Below are 17573 nucleotides of genomic sequence, written 5' to 3'. Positions count from 1 at the left end.
CAATTCGAGTTGTTATCAAAGCGTTACATTTTGTTTGTGTTATCTTTAATACTAACCCTGAGGAAAATCAGGGGATCCAACCCTGTCATTTAAGGAGGAGCTATGTCGTCGACCCTACGAGAAGCCAGTAAGGACACATTGCAGGTTAAAGATAAAACCTACCGCTACTACAGTTTACCTTTGGCTGCCAAATCATTGGGTGATCTCACCCGTTTACCGAAATCACTTAAAGTCTTGCTGGAAAACCTGCTTCGCTGGCAGGACGGTGACTCAGTTACTGAAGAAGATATTCATGCTCTGGCGCGATGGCTGAACAATGCTCATGCCGATCGCGAAATTGCTTATCGACCTGCTCGTGTGCTGATGCAGGACTTTACTGGCGTGCCGGCAGTGGTTGATCTGGCGGCCATGCGCGAGGCGGTTAAGCGCCTGGGTGGTGATACGGCAAAAGTGAATCCGCTTTCACCTGTTGATCTCGTTATTGACCACTCGGTGACCGTCGATCGTTTTGGTGACGATGATGCTTTCGAAGAGAACGTCCGGCTGGAAATGGAGCGCAACCACGAGCGCTATGTGTTTCTGAAATGGGGACAGCAGGCATTCAGCCGCTTCCGTGTTGTGCCGCCGGGGACGGGGATCTGTCACCAGGTCAACCTTGAATACCTGGGAAAAGCGGTCTGGAGTGAACTGCAAAATGGCGAGTGGGTGGCTTACCCGGACACGCTGGTCGGTACAGATTCCCATACCACGATGATCAATGGCCTTGGCGTACTGGGCTGGGGCGTTGGTGGGATTGAAGCCGAAGCCGCCATGCTGGGGCAGCCCGTTTCGATGCTGATCCCGGACGTTGTCGGCTTCAAACTTGTTGGGAAATTACGTGAAGGGATCACTGCTACCGATCTGGTTCTGACCGTTACCCAGATGTTGCGTAAACACGGCGTGGTCGGAAAATTTGTGGAATTCTATGGCGACGGCCTGGATACCCTACCGTTGGCTGATCGGGCGACCATTGCGAATATGGCCCCAGAATATGGTGCAACCTGTGGTTTCTTCCCGATAGATGGCGTGACCCTCGAATACATGCGGCTGAGCGGTCGTAGCGAAGAACAGGTTGGACTGGTTGGTGCCTATGCCAAAGCGCAGGGGATGTGGCGCAACCCTGGTGATGAGCCGGTATTTACCAGCTCTCTGGAACTGGACATGGGCGATGTGGAAGCAAGCCTGGCGGGACCAAAGCGTCCGCAGGATCGCGTTGCATTAGGGGATGTCCCGAAAGCTTTTGCGGCAAGCAATGAACTTGAGGTGAATAGTTCGCAGAAAGACCGTCAACCTGTGGATTATGTGCTGAACGGGCATCAATATCAGTTGCCGGACGGTGCTGTGGTTATTGCGGCAATCACCTCCTGTACCAATACCTCGAACCCGAGTGTATTGATGGCGGCAGGGCTACTGGCGAAAAAAGCGGTCACACTCGGTCTGAAACGCCAGCCGTGGGTGAAAGCCTCGCTGGCACCAGGCTCAAAGGTGGTTTCTGATTATCTGGCGCAGGCAAGACTCACACCGTACCTTGATGAGCTGGGATTCAATCTGGTTGGCTATGGCTGTACCACCTGTATTGGCAATTCAGGTCCGTTACCTGACCCAATCGAAACTGCGATTAAAAAAGGTGATCTGACGGTGGGGGCCGTACTTTCCGGCAACCGTAACTTTGAAGGTCGAATTCATCCGCTGGTAAAAACGAACTGGCTGGCGTCGCCGCCGCTGGTGGTTGCCTATGCGCTGGCGGGAAATATGAACATTGATCTGACGAAAGAGCCGCTCGGACATAACAGAAATGGTGACCCGGTTTATCTGAAAGATATCTGGCCATCTGCACGGGAAATCGCCCGTGCTGTTGAACAGGTCTCTACTGAGATGTTCCATAAAGAGTATGCGGAAGTGTTCGAAGGAACACCTGAATGGAAAACCATCAATGTTGACCGTGCAGACACCTACGGCTGGCAGTCCGACTCGACCTATATTCGCTTATCGCCATTCTTTGATGGCATGCAGGCTAAACCGGATCCGGTACAGGATATTCATGGGGCACGAATCCTGGCGATGCTTGGGGATTCCGTGACGACTGACCATATTTCACCCGCAGGCAGCATTAAACCGGACAGTCCGGCAGGGCGTTATCTTCAGAACCACGGCGTTGAGCGCAAAGATTTTAACTCTTACGGTTCACGACGTGGAAATCACGAAGTGATGATGCGCGGTACGTTCGCCAATATTCGTATTCGTAACGAAATGGTGCCGGGCATTGAAGGGGGAATGACTCGTCATTTGCCGGGGACAGAAGTTGTGGCTATTTACGATGCCGCAATGCGTTATCAACAAGAGAAGGTTCCGTTGGCCGTGATTGCCGGCAAAGAATATGGCTCGGGCTCCAGTCGAGACTGGGCAGCGAAAGGACCACGTCTGCTGGGCATTCGGGTAGTTATCGCGGAGTCCTTTGAGCGAATTCACCGCTCTAATCTGATAGGTATGGGGATCCTGCCTCTGGAGTTCCCACAAGGCGTCACGCGAAAAACACTCGGATTAACCGGTGATGAAGTGATTGATATTACGGAATTGCAAGATATAAAACCGGGTGCAATTATTCCGGTGAATATGGTGCGGGCAGATGGCAGTAAAGAAGTGATTTTGTGTCGTTGTCGTATTGATACCGCCACGGAATTAACCTACTACCAGAACGACGGTATTTTGCACTATGTCATTCGTAATATGCTGAACTAAAATGCGAAAAAGCCTGCAAATTAACTGCAGGCTTTTTTATATGCCGAATTATTCGACAATTATGTGAAATCACTCGCTCAACAAGTGACCCATTTTGGCGGCTTTGGTGTCCAGATAATGTTCATTTTTGGGGTTGCGGCCAACAATCAGTGGTACACGCTCAACAATATTGATACCGGCTTCCGTCAGGATTTCAACTTTCTTCGGATTATTGGTCAACAAACGCACTTCGTCGACACCCAACAGCTTAAACATATCGGCACACAGAGTGAAATCTCGCTCATCTGCCGCGAATCCCAGCTGATGGTTGGCTTCAACGGTGTCATAGCCTTGATCCTGGAGCGCATAGGCGCGGATCTTATTAAGCAGACCGATATTGCGACCTTCCTGGCGGTGATAGAGCAGAATACCGCGTCCTTCTTCAGCAATATGTGTGAGCGCGGCTTCAAGCTGGAAACCACAATCGCAACGCAGGCTGAACAGTGCGTCGCCGGTCAGACATTCGGAATGGACGCGAGCCAGGACAGGCGTCTGGCCTGAGATATCGCCAAAAACCAGTGCGACATGATCGTGTCCGGTTGCCAGTTCTTCAAATCCCACCATCAGGAAATCACCCCATGGGGTTGGCAGTTTGGCTTCTGCCACACGTTTAAGCTGCATGTATTTCTCCAGATTATGCTGGCACCCTGAGTGCCGTCGCCTGTTGGCTTCTGTATTGCGCTATTTTGCCATAAGGCGACGGTGTTCACCTAATTGCGACAACGCATTCGTTTTTGGAATGGCACAAAATTGTCAATTTTCCCGATACATACTTTTTTCAGTTATGATTGTGAGACTTATCGACGAAAGGAGATGCAATGCTGTCTATTGCAAAGCGGACCGCCTCAGGAGCCGCACTGTTGCTGATCATGCCTGTTTCAGTATGGATATCGGGTTGGGAATGGCAACCAGGCCACAATGTCTGGTGGTTAAAATCCTTATATTGGATAACAGAAACGGTGACTCAGCCCTGGGGGATCATTACGCATGTCGTTCTCTGTGCCTGGTTTTTGTGGTGTCTGAGATTTCGTCTGAAAGCTGCACTTATGCTGTTTACTATCCTGGCAGGGGCAATATTACTGGGCCAGGGTGTGAAATCCTGGGTTAAAGACCGGGTACAGGAACCCCGGCCATTTGTTATTTGGCTGGAAAAAACACACCATGTTCCTGTTGATGAGTTCTACACTTTAAAACGTAAAGAACGTGGGCACTTAGTAAAAGAACAACTGTCAGGACAGCAGGATATTCCAACGTTTTTGCGTAAGCACTGGCAAAAAGAAACGGGATTTGCCTTTCCCTCCGGGCATACGATGTTTGCTGCAAGCTGGGCTTTACTGGCGGTAGGATTGTTGTGGCCGCGTAGACGTACTCTGACAATTGTTTTCTTGCTCATCTGGGCGACTGGAGTAATGGGCAGCCGCTTGCTTCTGGGAATGCACTGGCCACGTGATTTAGTCGTCGCAACGTTGATATCCTGGCTGCTGGTGACACTGGCAACCTGGCTTGCACAGTGGGTATGCGGGCCATTAACACCGCCTGCGCAAGAGAAGCAGGAAATAGCAGAGCGCGAGCAAGAAAGCTGACGACGATTGATTTTTCGAAATTTGCCCTCAAATCATAACGTGTAAGGCGCTTTTCCGTTTCGCACTCGTCGTGAAAATGGTAATTTAAAAGGCTTAACGCGGTAAGTTGTTCACGATTTATTCGCTCAAACCACATAACGGGAAGTAATGTGAAATATTTACTCATTTTCTTACTGGTGTTGGCGATTTTTGTTATTTCGGTGACATTAGGTGCGCAAAACGATCAACAGGTAACGTTTAACTATCTGCTGGCTCAGGGTGAGTATCGTATATCTACGCTGCTTGCTGTATTGTTTGCTGCAGGTTTTGCTATTGGTTGGTTAATTTGCGGCCTTTTCTGGCTGAAGGTTCGTGTGTCTCTTGCGCGTGCCGAACGTAAAATCAAACGACTGGAAAACCAGCTTGCGCCTGCGACCGACGTTGCGGTATCTGCCGACTCGTCGGTTGTGAAGGAATAAATATTTATGCTGGAGTTGTTGTTTCTGCTTTTGCCTGTAGCCGCTGCCTATGGGTGGTATATGGGTCGCAGAAGTGCGCAACAAACAAAGCAGGATGAAGCTAACCGTCTGTCGCGTGACTACGTCGCCGGGGTTAACTTCCTCCTCAGCAATCAACAAGATAAAGCGGTGGATTTGTTCCTCGATATGCTGAAAGAGGATACAGGCACCGTTGAGGCTCATCTCACCCTCGGAAACCTGTTCCGCTCTCGCGGTGAAGTCGATCGTGCAATCCGCATCCATCAAACTCTTATGGAAAGTGCATCGCTGACCTATGAGCAGCGTTTACTGGCGGTTCAGCAATTAGGACGCGACTACATGGCCGCGGGGTTATATGACCGCGCGGAGGACATGTTTAATCAGCTGACCGATGAAACGGATTTCCGCGTGGGCGCATTGCAGCAATTATTGCAAATTTACCAGGCAACCAGCGAATGGCAGAAAGCCATTGATGTGGCGGAACGTCTGGTCAAACTCGGCAAAGATAATCAGCGTATAGATATCGCGCATTTTTACTGTGAACTGGCCTTACAGCAAATGGGTAGCGACGATATGGATCGCGCCATGACGTTGCTGAAAAAAGGGGCTGCGGCCGATAAAAACAGTGCCCGCGTTTCCATCATGATGGGGCGCGTGTATATGATGAATGGGGAATATGCAAAGGCAGTCGAAAGCCTGCAACGCGTAATTTCTCAGGATAAAGAGCTGGTCAGCGAAACGCTGGAAATGCTGCAAAGTTGCTATCAGCAGCTCGGTAAGAATGATGAGTGGGCGGAGTTTTTGCGTCGTGCAGTTGAGGAAAATACCGGTGCTGCCGCTGAGCTGATGCTGGCTGATATCCTTGAAGCTCGCGAAGGTAGTGATACCGCTCAGATCTACATTACCCGCCAGTTACAACGTCATCCCACAATGCGCGTTTTCCATAAGCTGATGGACTATCACCTTAATGAAGCGGAAGAAGGGCGCGCCAAAGAAAGTCTGATGGTTCTGCGTGATATGGTCGGTGAGCAGATCCGCAGTAAGCCACGCTATCGTTGCCATAAATGTGGATTTACAGCTTATACGCTGTACTGGCATTGCCCGTCCTGCCGTTCGTGGTCAACCATTAAGCCAATTCGCGGCCTTGATGGACAGTAATTTAAAAAAATGCTTTGTTTAGTTACAACATACTAATGAGTGGTTATCATTCACAGCGTCAAACACCTGTGCCACATCGCCTCGCAGAAATGTAAACGCGCCTGTTAATTTTCTATTACCGCAGGTAGAATGCACGCCGTTTACCCATTTTGTGCCGCAAGCGGCGCCATCTTCAAGAAGGTCTGGTCATGACGTTTACTGCTTCATCTTCTTCCCGTGCTGTTACTGATTCTCCTGTCGTTGTCGCTCTGGATTACAATAACCGCGATAAAGCGTTAGCTTTTGTCGACAGAATTGATCCTCGTGATTGCCGTTTGAAAGTGGGCAAAGAGATGTTCACGCTTTTTGGACCGCAGCTGGTTCGTGACTTACAACAGCGTGGATTCGACGTCTTTCTTGATTTGAAATTTCATGATATTCCCAATACTACGGCGCATGCCGTTGCAGCGGCGGCAGATCTTGGTGTGTGGATGGTAAACGTTCATGCTTCAGGCGGGGCACGCATGATGACTGCAGCGCGTGAAGCATTGGTACCTTTCGGCAAAGACGCTCCGCTACTGATTGCAGTGACGGTTCTGACCAGTATGGAAGCCAGCGATCTGGCAGACCTTGGTGTGACATTGTCACCGGCTGAGCATGCCGAAAGACTGGCACGTTTAACCCAGAATTGTGGGCTGGATGGTGTTGTATGCTCGGCGCAGGAGGCGGTACGATTCAAGCAAGCGTTTGGTCAACCGTTTAAACTGGTCACCCCGGGGATTCGCCCTGCAGGTAGTGAGGCGGGTGATCAACGCCGCATTATGACGCCAGAGCAGGCGCTTTCCGCTGGTGTAGATTACATGGTGATTGGTCGTCCGGTCACACAGTCGAATGATCCGGCGCAGACCTTGAAGATGATCAATGCCTCCCTGAAACGAGGTGCATAAATGAACGACTCTAATTCTCGCCTGGTTTACTCAACTGAGTCCGGACGTATTGATGAACCCAAAGTGGTGCCTGACCGCCCGAAGGGTGATGGCATTGTCCGTATTCAGCGTCAAACTAGCGGTCGGAAAGGTAAGGGTGTTTGCCTGATTACCGGGATTGATCAGGATGATGCTGAATTGGTTAAATTAGCCGCTGAGCTGAAGAAAAAATGTGGCTGTGGTGGTGCAGTGAAAGATGGCGTAATAGAAATTCAGGGTGATAAACGCGACCTGATAAAATCGTTGCTGGAAGCCAAGGGAATGAAAGTTAAATTGGCGGGCGGTTAATCAAAAAAAGCCACGGAATTCGACCGTGGCTTTTTTATAAATAACGAACTAATGGTACAGAGCTGAGAAAAGTAAACGTCTTATTATATCGAGCCAGTCAACAGTAGATTATTTACCCACCTGATGGCCAATAATACCACCTACCGCAGCACCACCCAGCGTCCCCAGCGTGCTGCCATCCGTCAGGACTGCACCACCGATAGCACCTGCACCAGCACCGATCGCGGTGTTACGGTCACGTTTGGACCAGTTGGAGCAAGCGCTCAGAGACATTGCCAGAGTAATCGCCAGAACAGCAGCGGTCATTTTTTTGCTCGTTACAAACATAATACTTTCTCCTGAATTATTGATTCACGGGATCCAGTTCTCTTTAATGATACGCCATATCAGGACGATTAAAGATATTTCCGTGAACTATGTTGCGCAGGGATGACAACTAAATCACGCAGGTGATAGTCACTTCCTGTTATATCGCTAATAGTAATTTTACGACTTTATCCTGTTAACGACAGGTAAAAAGTCTTAATTGGACCGTCAGATAAGTCTCAGAGAGAAGATGATTTGCCTGCTGACAAATCATCTGGTGAAGTATTATGCTTGGGTATCAATGATGTTTACCGTTAAACCCGAGTGTTCTAGCTGCATTTGCACGCTGGCACTGAGTTTTGCATCCGTCACTACGCGGCTGAACCGATCTAACGGACCCAGTGTGTAAGGGTGAATTGCCTCAAATTTTGAGCTGTCGGTAAGCACAATCACCTCTGCACCTTTTTCCAGCACAGCATTGACTACGTCAGAGCGCATCATGTCGCGGCCGGTAAAGCCGGTATCAGCCTGCCAGCCATCAATACCGATAAATGCCTTACTAAAGTGAACCTGCTGAATAAACTGGCGAGTTAGCGGTCCGACCATGCTTTCACTTTTTTTCTGATAGATCCCACCGAGAAGAATGACTTCACAGGGAGTTTCTTTGAGCAGATGAGCGATATAGCTGCTGACCGTAATGATTGTGACGTCTTTTTGTTCCGCCAGTGTTCTGGCCAGAAGCGCATTACTGCTGCCATTCTCAATAAAGACTGATTCGCCAGGATTGACCAGTGATGCGGCAAATTCGGCCAGTTCACGTTTCAGCGTGAAATTGGTCATCATGCGCGTTTCTACATCATCACTGTTCAATGAGACAGCGAAACCGTGCGCACGGCGTAAATAACTCTGTTTTTCCAGTGTGTTCAGATCCTGTCGAATCGTCACTTCTGAAACGCCGGTGACTTTAGCAAGCTCAGCTACACTCATCTGGCCTTTATCGGTCACCATCTGCAAAATAGATTGTTGTCGGGAATTCATAGTATTAATTTTTTATAGCGATATCGTATCGGAAATTAAACGGAGACTGCGTTATCTGAAATCTGATGATAGCAATCACATACAGAGAACGATGCCATCAGATCTCCCACGGGGCCCTGGCTTTTTTTGACAAAGATTCTGTATCTTCTTTGACCGTATTTAACAGTTCAGCCTTAAGAATCTCGAGGTTGTGGATGGCTGAGTGGTAATCGCCAGCAACGAGGATATCCAGCACGGTATCAATACGTTCGGCCAGACGCTGTGCGTCGATATCAGACATGTTCGTCATCCTAATGTCAAAATAGTTAGAATTTCATGATGCAGAAATTCATGACAAAAGAGAAGGGAAAAATAGTATTATCCCGAACGATCGGAGAATAATATATATTCTGTAATTACATACAGATATGATCCATCCAGGAATGTCCATTTTTCCATATTCAATATGTTTACTCCTTCCGCTTTAACGCAACTTTTTATTCAGATAACGCTTATACCAGCGTTCAAATGCGGCGGCCGGCATTGGCTTGGCGAACAAAAAGCCCTGACGCTCGTTGACACCGTTCTTGGTCAGAAAGGCGTCCTCTTTCGCGCTTTCAACACCCTCGGCTATGACTTGTAGATTCAGCGCTTGCGCCACAGCGACAATGGCTCGTACCAACGACTGTGAAATAGATTGTTTGTGAATATCTCTAACAAAGGCCTGATCCAGTTTGATCGCATCAAGTGGGAAGCGGGCAAGTTGCGACAGTGATGAGTATCCTGTCCCAAAATCATCCAAATGAATCTGCGCCCCAAGCTGGCTAAACTGCTGAATAACCGACAGTGCAAGTTGTTCATTTTCAATCAAACTGCTTTCTGTTAGCTCGACGTCGATTGGACAATATTCAAAATTCAGTTCATGAAGCACCTGCTTCAAATCGGTAAAAAGGGTCTGGTCGGCAAGCTGACGAGCCGATACGTTTACCGCTACACGCAGATTTATTCCCTTATCACGCCATTTAGCCACCTGGCGCACGACGTCCAGAATAACCCAGCGTCCCAGCGGAACAATCAGCCCCGACTCTTCGGCATAAGAGATAAACTCCAATGGTGGGATTAGCCCGCGCTCGGGCGATTGCCAACGCACCAGAGCCTCCACGCTACGCACTTCGCCACGCCATGTTATTTTCGGCTGGTAATGAATAAGCAATTGATCATTTTCCAGGGCTTTACGCAGATTGGTATCCAGCCAAAGGTATTCGAATACCCGTTGATTCATTTCAGGGGAGAATACGCAAAATTGTCCGCGGCCACCTTCTTTGGCTGTATACATTGCCGTATCTGCATTGCGAATTACACTTTCGCTATCATTTCCATGCTGAGGGGCGAGGGAAATACCAATAGAACATCCGGTATACACTTCAATAAGGCCGATACGGAAAGGCAGACGCAGGCGTGTCAAAATACGCGATGCCGTGGCCTCCAGTGCGCTCTGGGACGTTTTAGTGGCAAGAACAATAAACTCATCGCCGCCAAAACGAGCCAATAATTGATCTTCCTCGAGACAACTGAGGATTGCCAGCGACACGCTCTGTAACAGCTGATCGCCAAACATGTGCCCGTAGGCATCGTTAACCTTTTTGAAATTATCCAGATCGAGGTAAACAATACCTACCTGAGTGTCTCCCGCGTTGTCGATCGCCTCGCTAATCAATTCATGAATTGCGTTACGGTTGGGTAATCCGGTAATGGAATCGGTATTCGCCAGCACGCGCAGACGCTCCTGAGCGCGTCGTTCTTCAGTGATGTCGGTACCTGAACAGATCAGGAAAATTTCGTTCTTACCGCTGCCGTTATGCACAAACTTATTGCGAAACAGAAACAGGCGCTGACCCTTACAGGTCTTCACCCACCGTTCGACTTCATACGAATTGCCTTCGCGAAAAAAAACGTCGATGTTACGTCTTGAAGCGGCGGCTTCACGGCGGCTCATAAAGAGTGTGAAGACGCTTTGCCCGATCACTTCGCGCTCTCTTAGCCCGGTGTACTCTTCGCACAATCGATTAAATCGCTGAATATTGCCCTGACGATCAAGGATAACGATAACTGAATTAGCCTCAGAGACGACCTGTTCAGCAAAAGAGAGTCCTTGTGCCAGATCGCGCGCAACAGAAGGGGTGTCATCCCACGCGGATGCGCTACCGGCCCATTCGCGTTTATTAATTTTCCGTCCGACCAGGTGAACGGGAATATCATCGTCATCAATGGGAAGAGTCATTAACAGGCTGGACGTAATGACTGTCATCTCCCGAATACGATCGGCTTGTTCCGGTGAGAGCTCGATGGTTTGGTCGGTATCAGTCGCTTCGGCGATAGAAAAATGCAGGATGTTGCAATCCTCTGACAAACGCCAGTAGGGGGTGTGAGTGCCTATATAGCTATACAACGTAACCCTCTCCCGAACGTCTTTCATGATGTGTACTATCCCGTTTAAAGCGCATACAGCCACAAAAATAAGGGTAGCCATGATTCATACAGGTTGATTATGGCTGAACGTATTGTTTTATTTATATATTTATGTGTAATCCAGATTCAGGAAAAAGCAAAGTCAGTGTGCTGAAAATAGAAAAAATAATTCTGACTGGATGAAAGAAGTGTAGTGCGTGGCAGCTAATTGCGCGGAAAAAAAGAAAACGGCCTTTTCGTTACAGAAAAAGGCCGTTGAATCGATGTGTGTTACACGGCAGGACGAGCGATAACGCTGCGGGTTTCCATCCGAACTTCAGCAATAGTTACGTCAATCACGTCGGTGACTTTGTAAACCACTTCACCTTTGATTTGCACCGTTCCGCTTTCCTGGCTACATACCAGTTCATCGCGGACAGCGTGCAGGAATGGTGCCGGAATAAATGCAACAGCGCCATTATCGACTAAACGAACGCGCATACCGCCACGGCTGACGTCAATGATTTCAGCTGCAAAACGGATATCGGTATCGACTTTGTCCTTCAGGAAACGCGCGTACAGCCAGTCACCTACATCACGTTCGGCCATACGGTTCAGGCGACGACGGTCTGCCATTTGCAGGGTGATATCATCCTGCGGACGAGCGATGGTTTCACCTTTGATAACAGCCTTCAGCAGGCGGTGGTTGATCATATCGCCATACTTACGGATAGGGGAAGTCCATGTGGCATATGCTTCCAGACCTAACCCAAAGTGCGGTCCTGGCTCGGTGCTAATCTCTGCATAAGACTGGAACCGGCGAATACGGCTGTCGAGGAAACCAGAAGGCTGGGCATCCAGCTCACGACGCAGTTTGCAGAAGCCTTCCAGGGTTAATACTTCTTCGGCATCGACGTGCATACCATGGGTTTTCAACAGTGCGGCCAGCGCTTCAGCATTCGCCGGATCGAATCCCATGTGTACGTTATAAATACCAAAGCCCAGTTTGTCGCGAAGCACACGTGCCGCACAAATATTTGCCGCAATCATGGACTCTTCCACAATACGGTTTGCGATGCGGCGCGGCTCAGCCACGATGTCCAGGACTTCACCTTTTTCACCCAGAACAAAACGATAATCCGGGCGATCTTTAAATACCAGAGCATGGTTATGACGCCATTCACCACGGCTGAGGCAAATGCGCTGTAGCAGACGGATCTGACCGGCAATCGCGTCGTTTTCAGGCTGCCAGTCCCCGGTGCCTTCCAGCCAGTCGGAAACGTTGTCATACGCCAGCTTGGCTTTGGATTCGATAGTGGCTGCAAAGAAGGTGATGTTGTCCTCGATCGTACCGTCAGCAGCAATAATCATGCGACAAGCCAGAACCGGACGAACTTCGTTAGCGCGCAGGGAACACAAGTCGTCGGACAGTTCGCGCGGTAACATCGGAATATTGAATCCCGGCAGATAGTTGGTGAACGCACGAATTTTCGCCGCGTTATCCAGCTTGCTGCCTTCAGCAATCCAGGCAGTAGGATCGGCAATTGCAACGGTTAATTGCAGTTTACCGTCAGCCAGCTCTTCGGCATACAACGCATCATCCATATCTTCAGTGCTGGCACTGTCGATGGTGACGAAATGGAGAGCAGTTAAATCCTGACGTTCCAGACCTTCATCCAGCATTTCGGTGGCCACGCCATCCGGTGCTTCTTTTTCGAGGTTATGGCGCGCCAGTGTGACCCACCATGGGACGAAGTGATCGTCAGCAAAGGTGATAAACTGAGTTAATTCAGCGTAGAAGGTGCGGTCGCCTTTCAGCGGATGACGGCGCATTTCAGCTACCGCCCAGTCACCCTCTTTAAATTCGTGTTCCACACCGCGAGCAGCGCGGCAGGGAATTGCATCTTTCAGTAACGGATGATCCGGTACAATGGACAAACGGTCATTCTTGCCCTGAACTTTACCCACGAAGCGAGTCAGGAACGGTTCGACCAGTTCTTCCGGCTCGGCAGACTCGCGATCTTTTTCCGTATGGATAACCGCGACAATGCGGTCGCCATGCATCACTTTTTTCATCTGCGGCGGTGGAATAAAATAGCTTTTTTGTGCATCGACTTCCAGGAAGCCAAAGCCTTTTTCCGTGGCTTTTACCACCCCTTCAGCACGTGGCGTTTGGGAATGTAGTTGCTGTTTAAGCTGCGCTAGCAGCGGGTTGTCCTGAAGCATAATTGTCTATTTTCGTGGCCAAAAGAGCGGCTGACAGTTTTACGCGAATCTGCCTGGCGCAGCAAGCGCTCTTTCAGTAAATGGATCGGTTAATGAGTCTCGCCCAGTGCGATTTTCAAGCGATTCAACCATCCGCACAATCCGCTCCAGGCCAGTAGGTTAATAGCCTGTTCTGAAGAGATACCCTGATCGAGTAACGGGGTTAGCAGTGCGGCGCTAAAACGATCGGGCGCCCGGGTCAGCCATTGTACCGCCTGTAGGGTTACGCGCTCAACTGGATGTCGCTGCTCCCAGCGCTGTAATTCGCGTTCCTCATCGCGAAGTAAAGCGATGACGTCGGCCATTTCATGCACCGAATGTGCGTATTCATTAAAGCAGGCAACGCTGCCATTAATACGTGCAGTCAGCAGAGTGGTCAGTGAAAACGTTCTTGATTGCACATCAGTACGCAGTGAGCTGATGACCAGTGATTTGAGTACCGCCAGTATTTCGGGAGAATGAGCCAGTAACGGCGTCAATGCGCGCAGTTCGGGGGGCGAGTGATCCGGGGGCTGCTGACGAGCGGGACAATATTCGACCGGGAAGGATGCGGCATGCCATTTTGCATTGGCATCATTAAATGCTGACGCTAGCGCGTATTGTTGTACATCAAGTCCCGGTATCCGGCGAGCTGGGTGAACAAAGTATGCCTGAAAAATAGCTACTGCACGGGCCTGAAAACCCACAAATCCAATTATTTGATTGATCAGAATAATATCGCCGGTTGTCAGACCAACCTCATCCAGATGCTGACGAGCACGCGCGTTAATAACGGAGGGTGAACTGGCGAGTTGGCGAGCATATTGGGTGATTTGCGCTAGCCGGTGATTGCTCTCCCGCGAGGAGTCCGGGCCTGGAAGCGGTGTTAAACGCGCCGCATAGTGATTACACAATCTCTGGACGCCGTAAACCTGGGCGACAGTTAAAGCGGTGCTCATACGTTCATAGGCGCTGAATGTATGCAACTGGCTCTGGGTAACGTGAGCAGGGAAAAGATGACAGGCAAGTTTACGGGCAGGTTCTAACCAGGACTGAAAGGGTAAAAGCGCGACTTCGGGTATCGTCAAATCCAGTAAAAAACTGTCCTCGACGTGCGCGGCTTCAGGCACCAGTGGCAGGGCATCTTGCAGATACCTGCTGGACTGAGTTTCATGATACCAGTGGCTTTTGCCTTCAATTCGGCGTTGTTCCATGGGCGATCCTTGGTCTAAAAAGTGGCGACCCGGATACGTCGTCATACCCATACGCCGGATCGTTTGTGCTGCATTATCCTGGCGTAAGCGGATGAGGGGATGAAAGACTGTTAGGTGATAATAAATATCAGAAAAGTATATATGGCAGAATGTAGAAGGGCGGAAGAATGGAAAATCATGGGCGACGCAACGCCGCCCATGGAGGTGGTCTGAAAGATTATTTCAGTTCCAGTTCGTTCATTGCAGCGATGCTGAAGCCACCGTCAACGTGAACGACTTCACCGGAGATACCGCCAGACAAGTCGGAGCACAGGAATGCTGCGGAGTTGCCCACATCTTCAATGGTAACAGTGCGGCGAATCGGGGTAACCGCTTCACAATGTGCCAGCATTTTACGGAAATCTTTAATACCGGATGCCGCCAGAGTACGGATAGGACCTGCGGAGATTGCGTTAACACGCACACCTTCAGGACCCATCGCGTTAGCCATGTAACGCACGTTCGCTTCGAGGGAAGCCTTCGCCAGACCCATAACGTTGTAGTTCGGGATTGCGCGCTCTGCGCCCAGGTAGGACAGAGTCAGCAGAGCAGAGCCTGGGTTCAGCATAGTACGGCATGCTTTAGCCATCGCAACAAAGCTGTAGGCGCTGATGTCATGAGCGATTTTAAAGCCTTCGCGGGTGACAGCATTCACATAGTCGCCATCCAACTGATCAGCCGGTGCAAAACCGATGGAGTGCACGAAACCGTCGAATTTCGGCCAGGTTTTGGCCAGCTCAGCGAACATGGTGTCGATACTGGCGTCTTCAGCCACATCGCACTGCAGGACGATGCTGGAACCCAGTTGAGCTGCAAATTCTTCCACGCGGCCTTTCAGTTTGTCGTTCTGGTAGGTGAACGCCAGTTCAGCCCCTTCACGATGCATCGCCTGCGCGATACCCCATGCGATGGACAGTTTACTGGCAAGACCGGTCACCAGAATGCGCTTACCGGAAAGAAAACCCATAGCTTTAATCCTTATAGTCATTACTTATTTTTTAGCAATCAATGAGTTATGATTGCAATTTCAAGGTCACTCGAAATTGGTCTGAAATTATATCCCACTCTCTGCCCCTTGTGTCACGATCTTTCTCTGCGATTCACCACACGGTTACTGGCAGCAAAAAGTATTTCAGGGGGCTGTAGAGTTGTAGTCAGTTATGAGCGGCCTGTCGCTATACATTGCACGTGAGGAGTATATCACTCCCCCCTGGTTCTGCCTCATCCAACCAGCGAAAGGCAGGGCGGCAAGGTGACAGTACTAAGACCCTGAATAGCTAAAATGACATGATTTTATCGCTAGTCGATGTTTATAAACATATCAATGTAAGAAGATTCTTAAAACAAAAATAATGACCATATTCAGTTCGTTATGATATATTGTTTTTATCGATCAATATCTATGTATTGATCGATATTATTGATTGATTGTAATTAGAAGTGCATTATCAGGATGTTATGATCAATTGGAGTGGTCTTATGCACTATCATTTCATCGCGGAACCGATGAGAGACACAATGGATAAGTTGCTGGGTGTTGAGATGCTCACCCGGTTTACTTCAGACACGGTTCACCCGTTACATTCAGATTTCATCATTACAGCGTGGAGTGGTGAACAAAAACGTCATTTTCTGCTCGAACAAATAAAGTTAATCGCTCAAAAGCGAGACTGGTTTGAGAAAAATAACCTTTTCTGCACGCTTAATCTCATTGACGAAATGGCGCTTCTGGCGATTGGCGACCCTGTCATTACATCTGCATTACATGCAATGCCATTTATTGCTCTGCAACTCTCAGAACGATTCTTGTCGAATACAGCATGCCTGAATAATCTGTTAATTAACTCTCTTGGTGATGGTCCAAATGCATTGTGGCTGGGCGATCTGGGGTCTGGCTGCGTCGGGGCGAATCCGCTGGTTAGCGGCGGTTTTGATGTTGTGAAAATGGATCGTAACTTCTTTCTCGCCCAGGTAGAAAAGCCCATGTTTCCGGTTCTCATAAAAAATATCCGGGAATACTGTGATCATGTTGTGGTCGAGGGAATTGACGATGCCCGGTTTATCGACGAAGTCATCAACGCTGGAGTATGGGCGATACAGGGAACTGTATTCCCATCGATCACTTTTACCGATGTAGAAGCGCTAATGCCGGTAAGTGTCTACCATTAAAGGCAAAAAAGAGCCCTCCGGCAGAGGAGGGCATTTGTCCTGCTAACGGTCTTTTCGCCAGGCATCCGCAGTGAGTGCCTCGCCGAAATGCCCGGAAATCAGGCGACGAGTCAGCTCATGCAGGGGAGAGGCAAGAACATCCGCTGTACTACCGCGCTCAACAACTTCTCCCTGATGCATGACCAGTACCTGATCGCTGATGTGTTTCATCATTCCAATATGCTGAGTTACATAAATATATGAAATTCCTTGTTTTTCCTGTAACTCCAGCATCAAATTAATCAGTTGTGAGCGCATCGACATATCGAGAGATGCCAGGGCTTCATCCGCGATGATTACTTTAGGGCGCAAAATAAGAGCGCGGGCGAGCCCCAGACGCTGTTTTTGCCCAGGGGCCAGCATATGCGGGTAGTAGCTGACGTGATCGGGTAGTAGACCGACCATCCGCATCGTTTCAATAATCTGTTTACGCCGCTGCTCTGGCTCCAGATCGGTGTTGAGACGCAGCGGGAAATCGAGGATTTGCGAGATACGCTGGCGCGGGTTAAGTGATGTTGAGGGATCCTGGAAAATCATGCGAATACGCTGGCTACGGAAGGAATAATCGCCGTACTTTAGCGGGTGATCGTCAATCAGCAGTTCGCCGCTGGTAGGCTCAACCATCCCCGCCAGCATTTTTGCCAGCGTGGATTTGCCTGAGCCGTTTTCGCCAATGATGGCAAGAGTTTGTCGCTCACGCAGGGTAAAACTCAGGGGCTTGACGGCCTCGACGGTCTGGCGACGAAACAAGCCGGTCCGGTAGCGAAAGGTTTTGCTCAGATTACGTACTTCGAGCAGTGTTTCTACCAT

At 49.5% G+C, this 17573-nt stretch carries 16 protein-coding genes; 7 read left to right on the top strand and 9 right to left on the bottom strand.

All coding sequences use genetic code 11. The features are described from left to right. Positions 1 to 102: 102 nt before the first annotated feature. The gene (acnA, locus tag LG384_RS12165; protein ID WP_225760964.1) at positions 103 to 2778 is read left to right on the top strand and encodes an aconitate hydratase AcnA; all 2676 of its coding nucleotides are present in this window, start codon (positions 103 to 105) and stop codon (positions 2776 to 2778) included. 69 nt (positions 2779 to 2847) lie between these two features. Here acnA and ribA read toward each other — a convergent pair whose 3' ends face one another. Next, the gene (gene ribA, locus LG384_RS12160) at positions 2848 to 3438 is read right to left on the bottom strand and encodes a GTP cyclohydrolase II (protein WP_005126450.1); all 591 of its coding nucleotides are present in this window, start codon (positions 3436 to 3438) and stop codon (positions 2848 to 2850) included. 197 nt (positions 3439 to 3635) lie between these two features. Here ribA and pgpB point away from each other — a divergent pair, with 197 nt between their 5' ends. The 5 genes from pgpB to yciH all read left to right on the top strand — a co-directional run bounded on the left by pgpB (position 3636) and on the right by yciH (position 7287). Continuing rightward, positions 3636 to 4400, top strand: a complete 765-nt coding sequence (gene pgpB, locus LG384_RS12155; protein ID WP_225760963.1) for a phosphatidylglycerophosphatase B — start codon at positions 3636 to 3638, stop codon at positions 4398 to 4400. A gap of 149 nt (positions 4401 to 4549) precedes the next feature. Next, the gene (locus LG384_RS12150) at positions 4550 to 4858 is read left to right on the top strand and encodes a LapA family protein (RefSeq protein WP_006684318.1); all 309 of its coding nucleotides are present in this window, start codon (positions 4550 to 4552) and stop codon (positions 4856 to 4858) included. Between the two features lie 6 nt (positions 4859 to 4864). Then, the gene (gene lapB, locus LG384_RS12145; protein WP_045443489.1) at positions 4865 to 6034 is read left to right on the top strand and encodes a lipopolysaccharide assembly protein LapB; all 1170 of its coding nucleotides are present in this window, start codon (positions 4865 to 4867) and stop codon (positions 6032 to 6034) included. A gap of 188 nt (positions 6035 to 6222) precedes the next feature. Then, positions 6223 to 6960: an orotidine-5'-phosphate decarboxylase gene (gene pyrF, locus LG384_RS12140; RefSeq protein ID WP_045443475.1), complete on the top strand. Its 738-nt coding sequence runs from the start codon at positions 6223 to 6225 to the stop codon at positions 6958 to 6960. Next, entirely contained in the window at positions 6961 to 7287 is a 327-nt protein-coding gene (gene yciH / locus LG384_RS12135; RefSeq protein ID WP_045443472.1) for a stress response translation initiation inhibitor YciH, read from the top strand. Between the two features lie 108 nt (positions 7288 to 7395). On the opposite strand, the gene osmB is transcribed toward yciH, so the two are convergent. From osmB to fabI, 7 genes are all read right to left on the bottom strand, one after another. Beyond that, positions 7396 to 7614, bottom strand: a complete 219-nt coding sequence (gene osmB, locus LG384_RS12130; RefSeq protein ID WP_045443469.1) for an osmotically-inducible lipoprotein OsmB — start codon at positions 7612 to 7614, stop codon at positions 7396 to 7398. Positions 7615 to 7878: 264 nt separating this feature from the next. After that, entirely contained in the window at positions 7879 to 8631 is a 753-nt protein-coding gene (locus LG384_RS12125; RefSeq protein ID WP_045443466.1) for a DNA-binding transcriptional regulator YciT, read from the bottom strand. A 97-nt stretch (positions 8632 to 8728) separates the two neighbouring features. After that, complete coding sequence (locus LG384_RS12120) at positions 8729 to 8911, bottom strand: hypothetical protein (protein WP_045443463.1); 183 nt, start codon at positions 8909 to 8911, stop codon at positions 8729 to 8731. Between the two features lie 183 nt (positions 8912 to 9094). Then, positions 9095 to 11086, bottom strand: coding sequence for a cyclic di-GMP phosphodiesterase (gene pdeR, locus LG384_RS12115; RefSeq protein WP_045443460.1), 1992 nt, complete (start codon positions 11084 to 11086; stop codon positions 9095 to 9097). A gap of 263 nt (positions 11087 to 11349) precedes the next feature. Next, complete coding sequence (locus LG384_RS12110; protein WP_048221387.1) at positions 11350 to 13284, bottom strand: exoribonuclease II; 1935 nt, start codon at positions 13282 to 13284, stop codon at positions 11350 to 11352. Positions 13285 to 13373: 89 nt separating this feature from the next. After that, positions 13374 to 14516 (bottom strand): carboxymuconolactone decarboxylase family protein, encoded by a 1143-nt coding sequence (locus LG384_RS12105; protein WP_225760962.1) that lies wholly within the window; start codon positions 14514 to 14516, stop codon positions 13374 to 13376. 217 nt (positions 14517 to 14733) lie between these two features. Continuing rightward, entirely contained in the window at positions 14734 to 15522 is a 789-nt protein-coding gene (gene fabI, locus LG384_RS12100) for an enoyl-ACP reductase FabI (protein ID WP_045443452.1), read from the bottom strand. A 512-nt stretch (positions 15523 to 16034) separates the two neighbouring features. Between fabI and LG384_RS12095 the strand changes: the two genes are divergently transcribed. Further along, the gene (locus tag LG384_RS12095; protein ID WP_045449640.1) at positions 16035 to 16724 is read left to right on the top strand and encodes an EAL domain-containing protein; all 690 of its coding nucleotides are present in this window, start codon (positions 16035 to 16037) and stop codon (positions 16722 to 16724) included. A gap of 42 nt (positions 16725 to 16766) precedes the next feature. On the opposite strand, the gene sapF is transcribed toward LG384_RS12095, so the two are convergent. Beyond that, positions 16767 to 17573: a peptide ABC transporter ATP-binding protein SapF gene (gene sapF, locus LG384_RS12090; RefSeq protein ID WP_048221389.1), complete on the bottom strand. Its 807-nt coding sequence runs from the start codon at positions 17571 to 17573 to the stop codon at positions 16767 to 16769.

This window comes from Citrobacter sp. Marseille-Q3906 (genome assembly GCF_916618775.1).
GTDB classification, from domain to species: Bacteria; Pseudomonadota; Gammaproteobacteria; order Enterobacterales; family Enterobacteriaceae; genus Citrobacter; species Citrobacter murliniae.
Note: the sequence above shows the minus strand (reverse complement) of the source record. Positions and strands in the feature narration are given on the sequence as shown.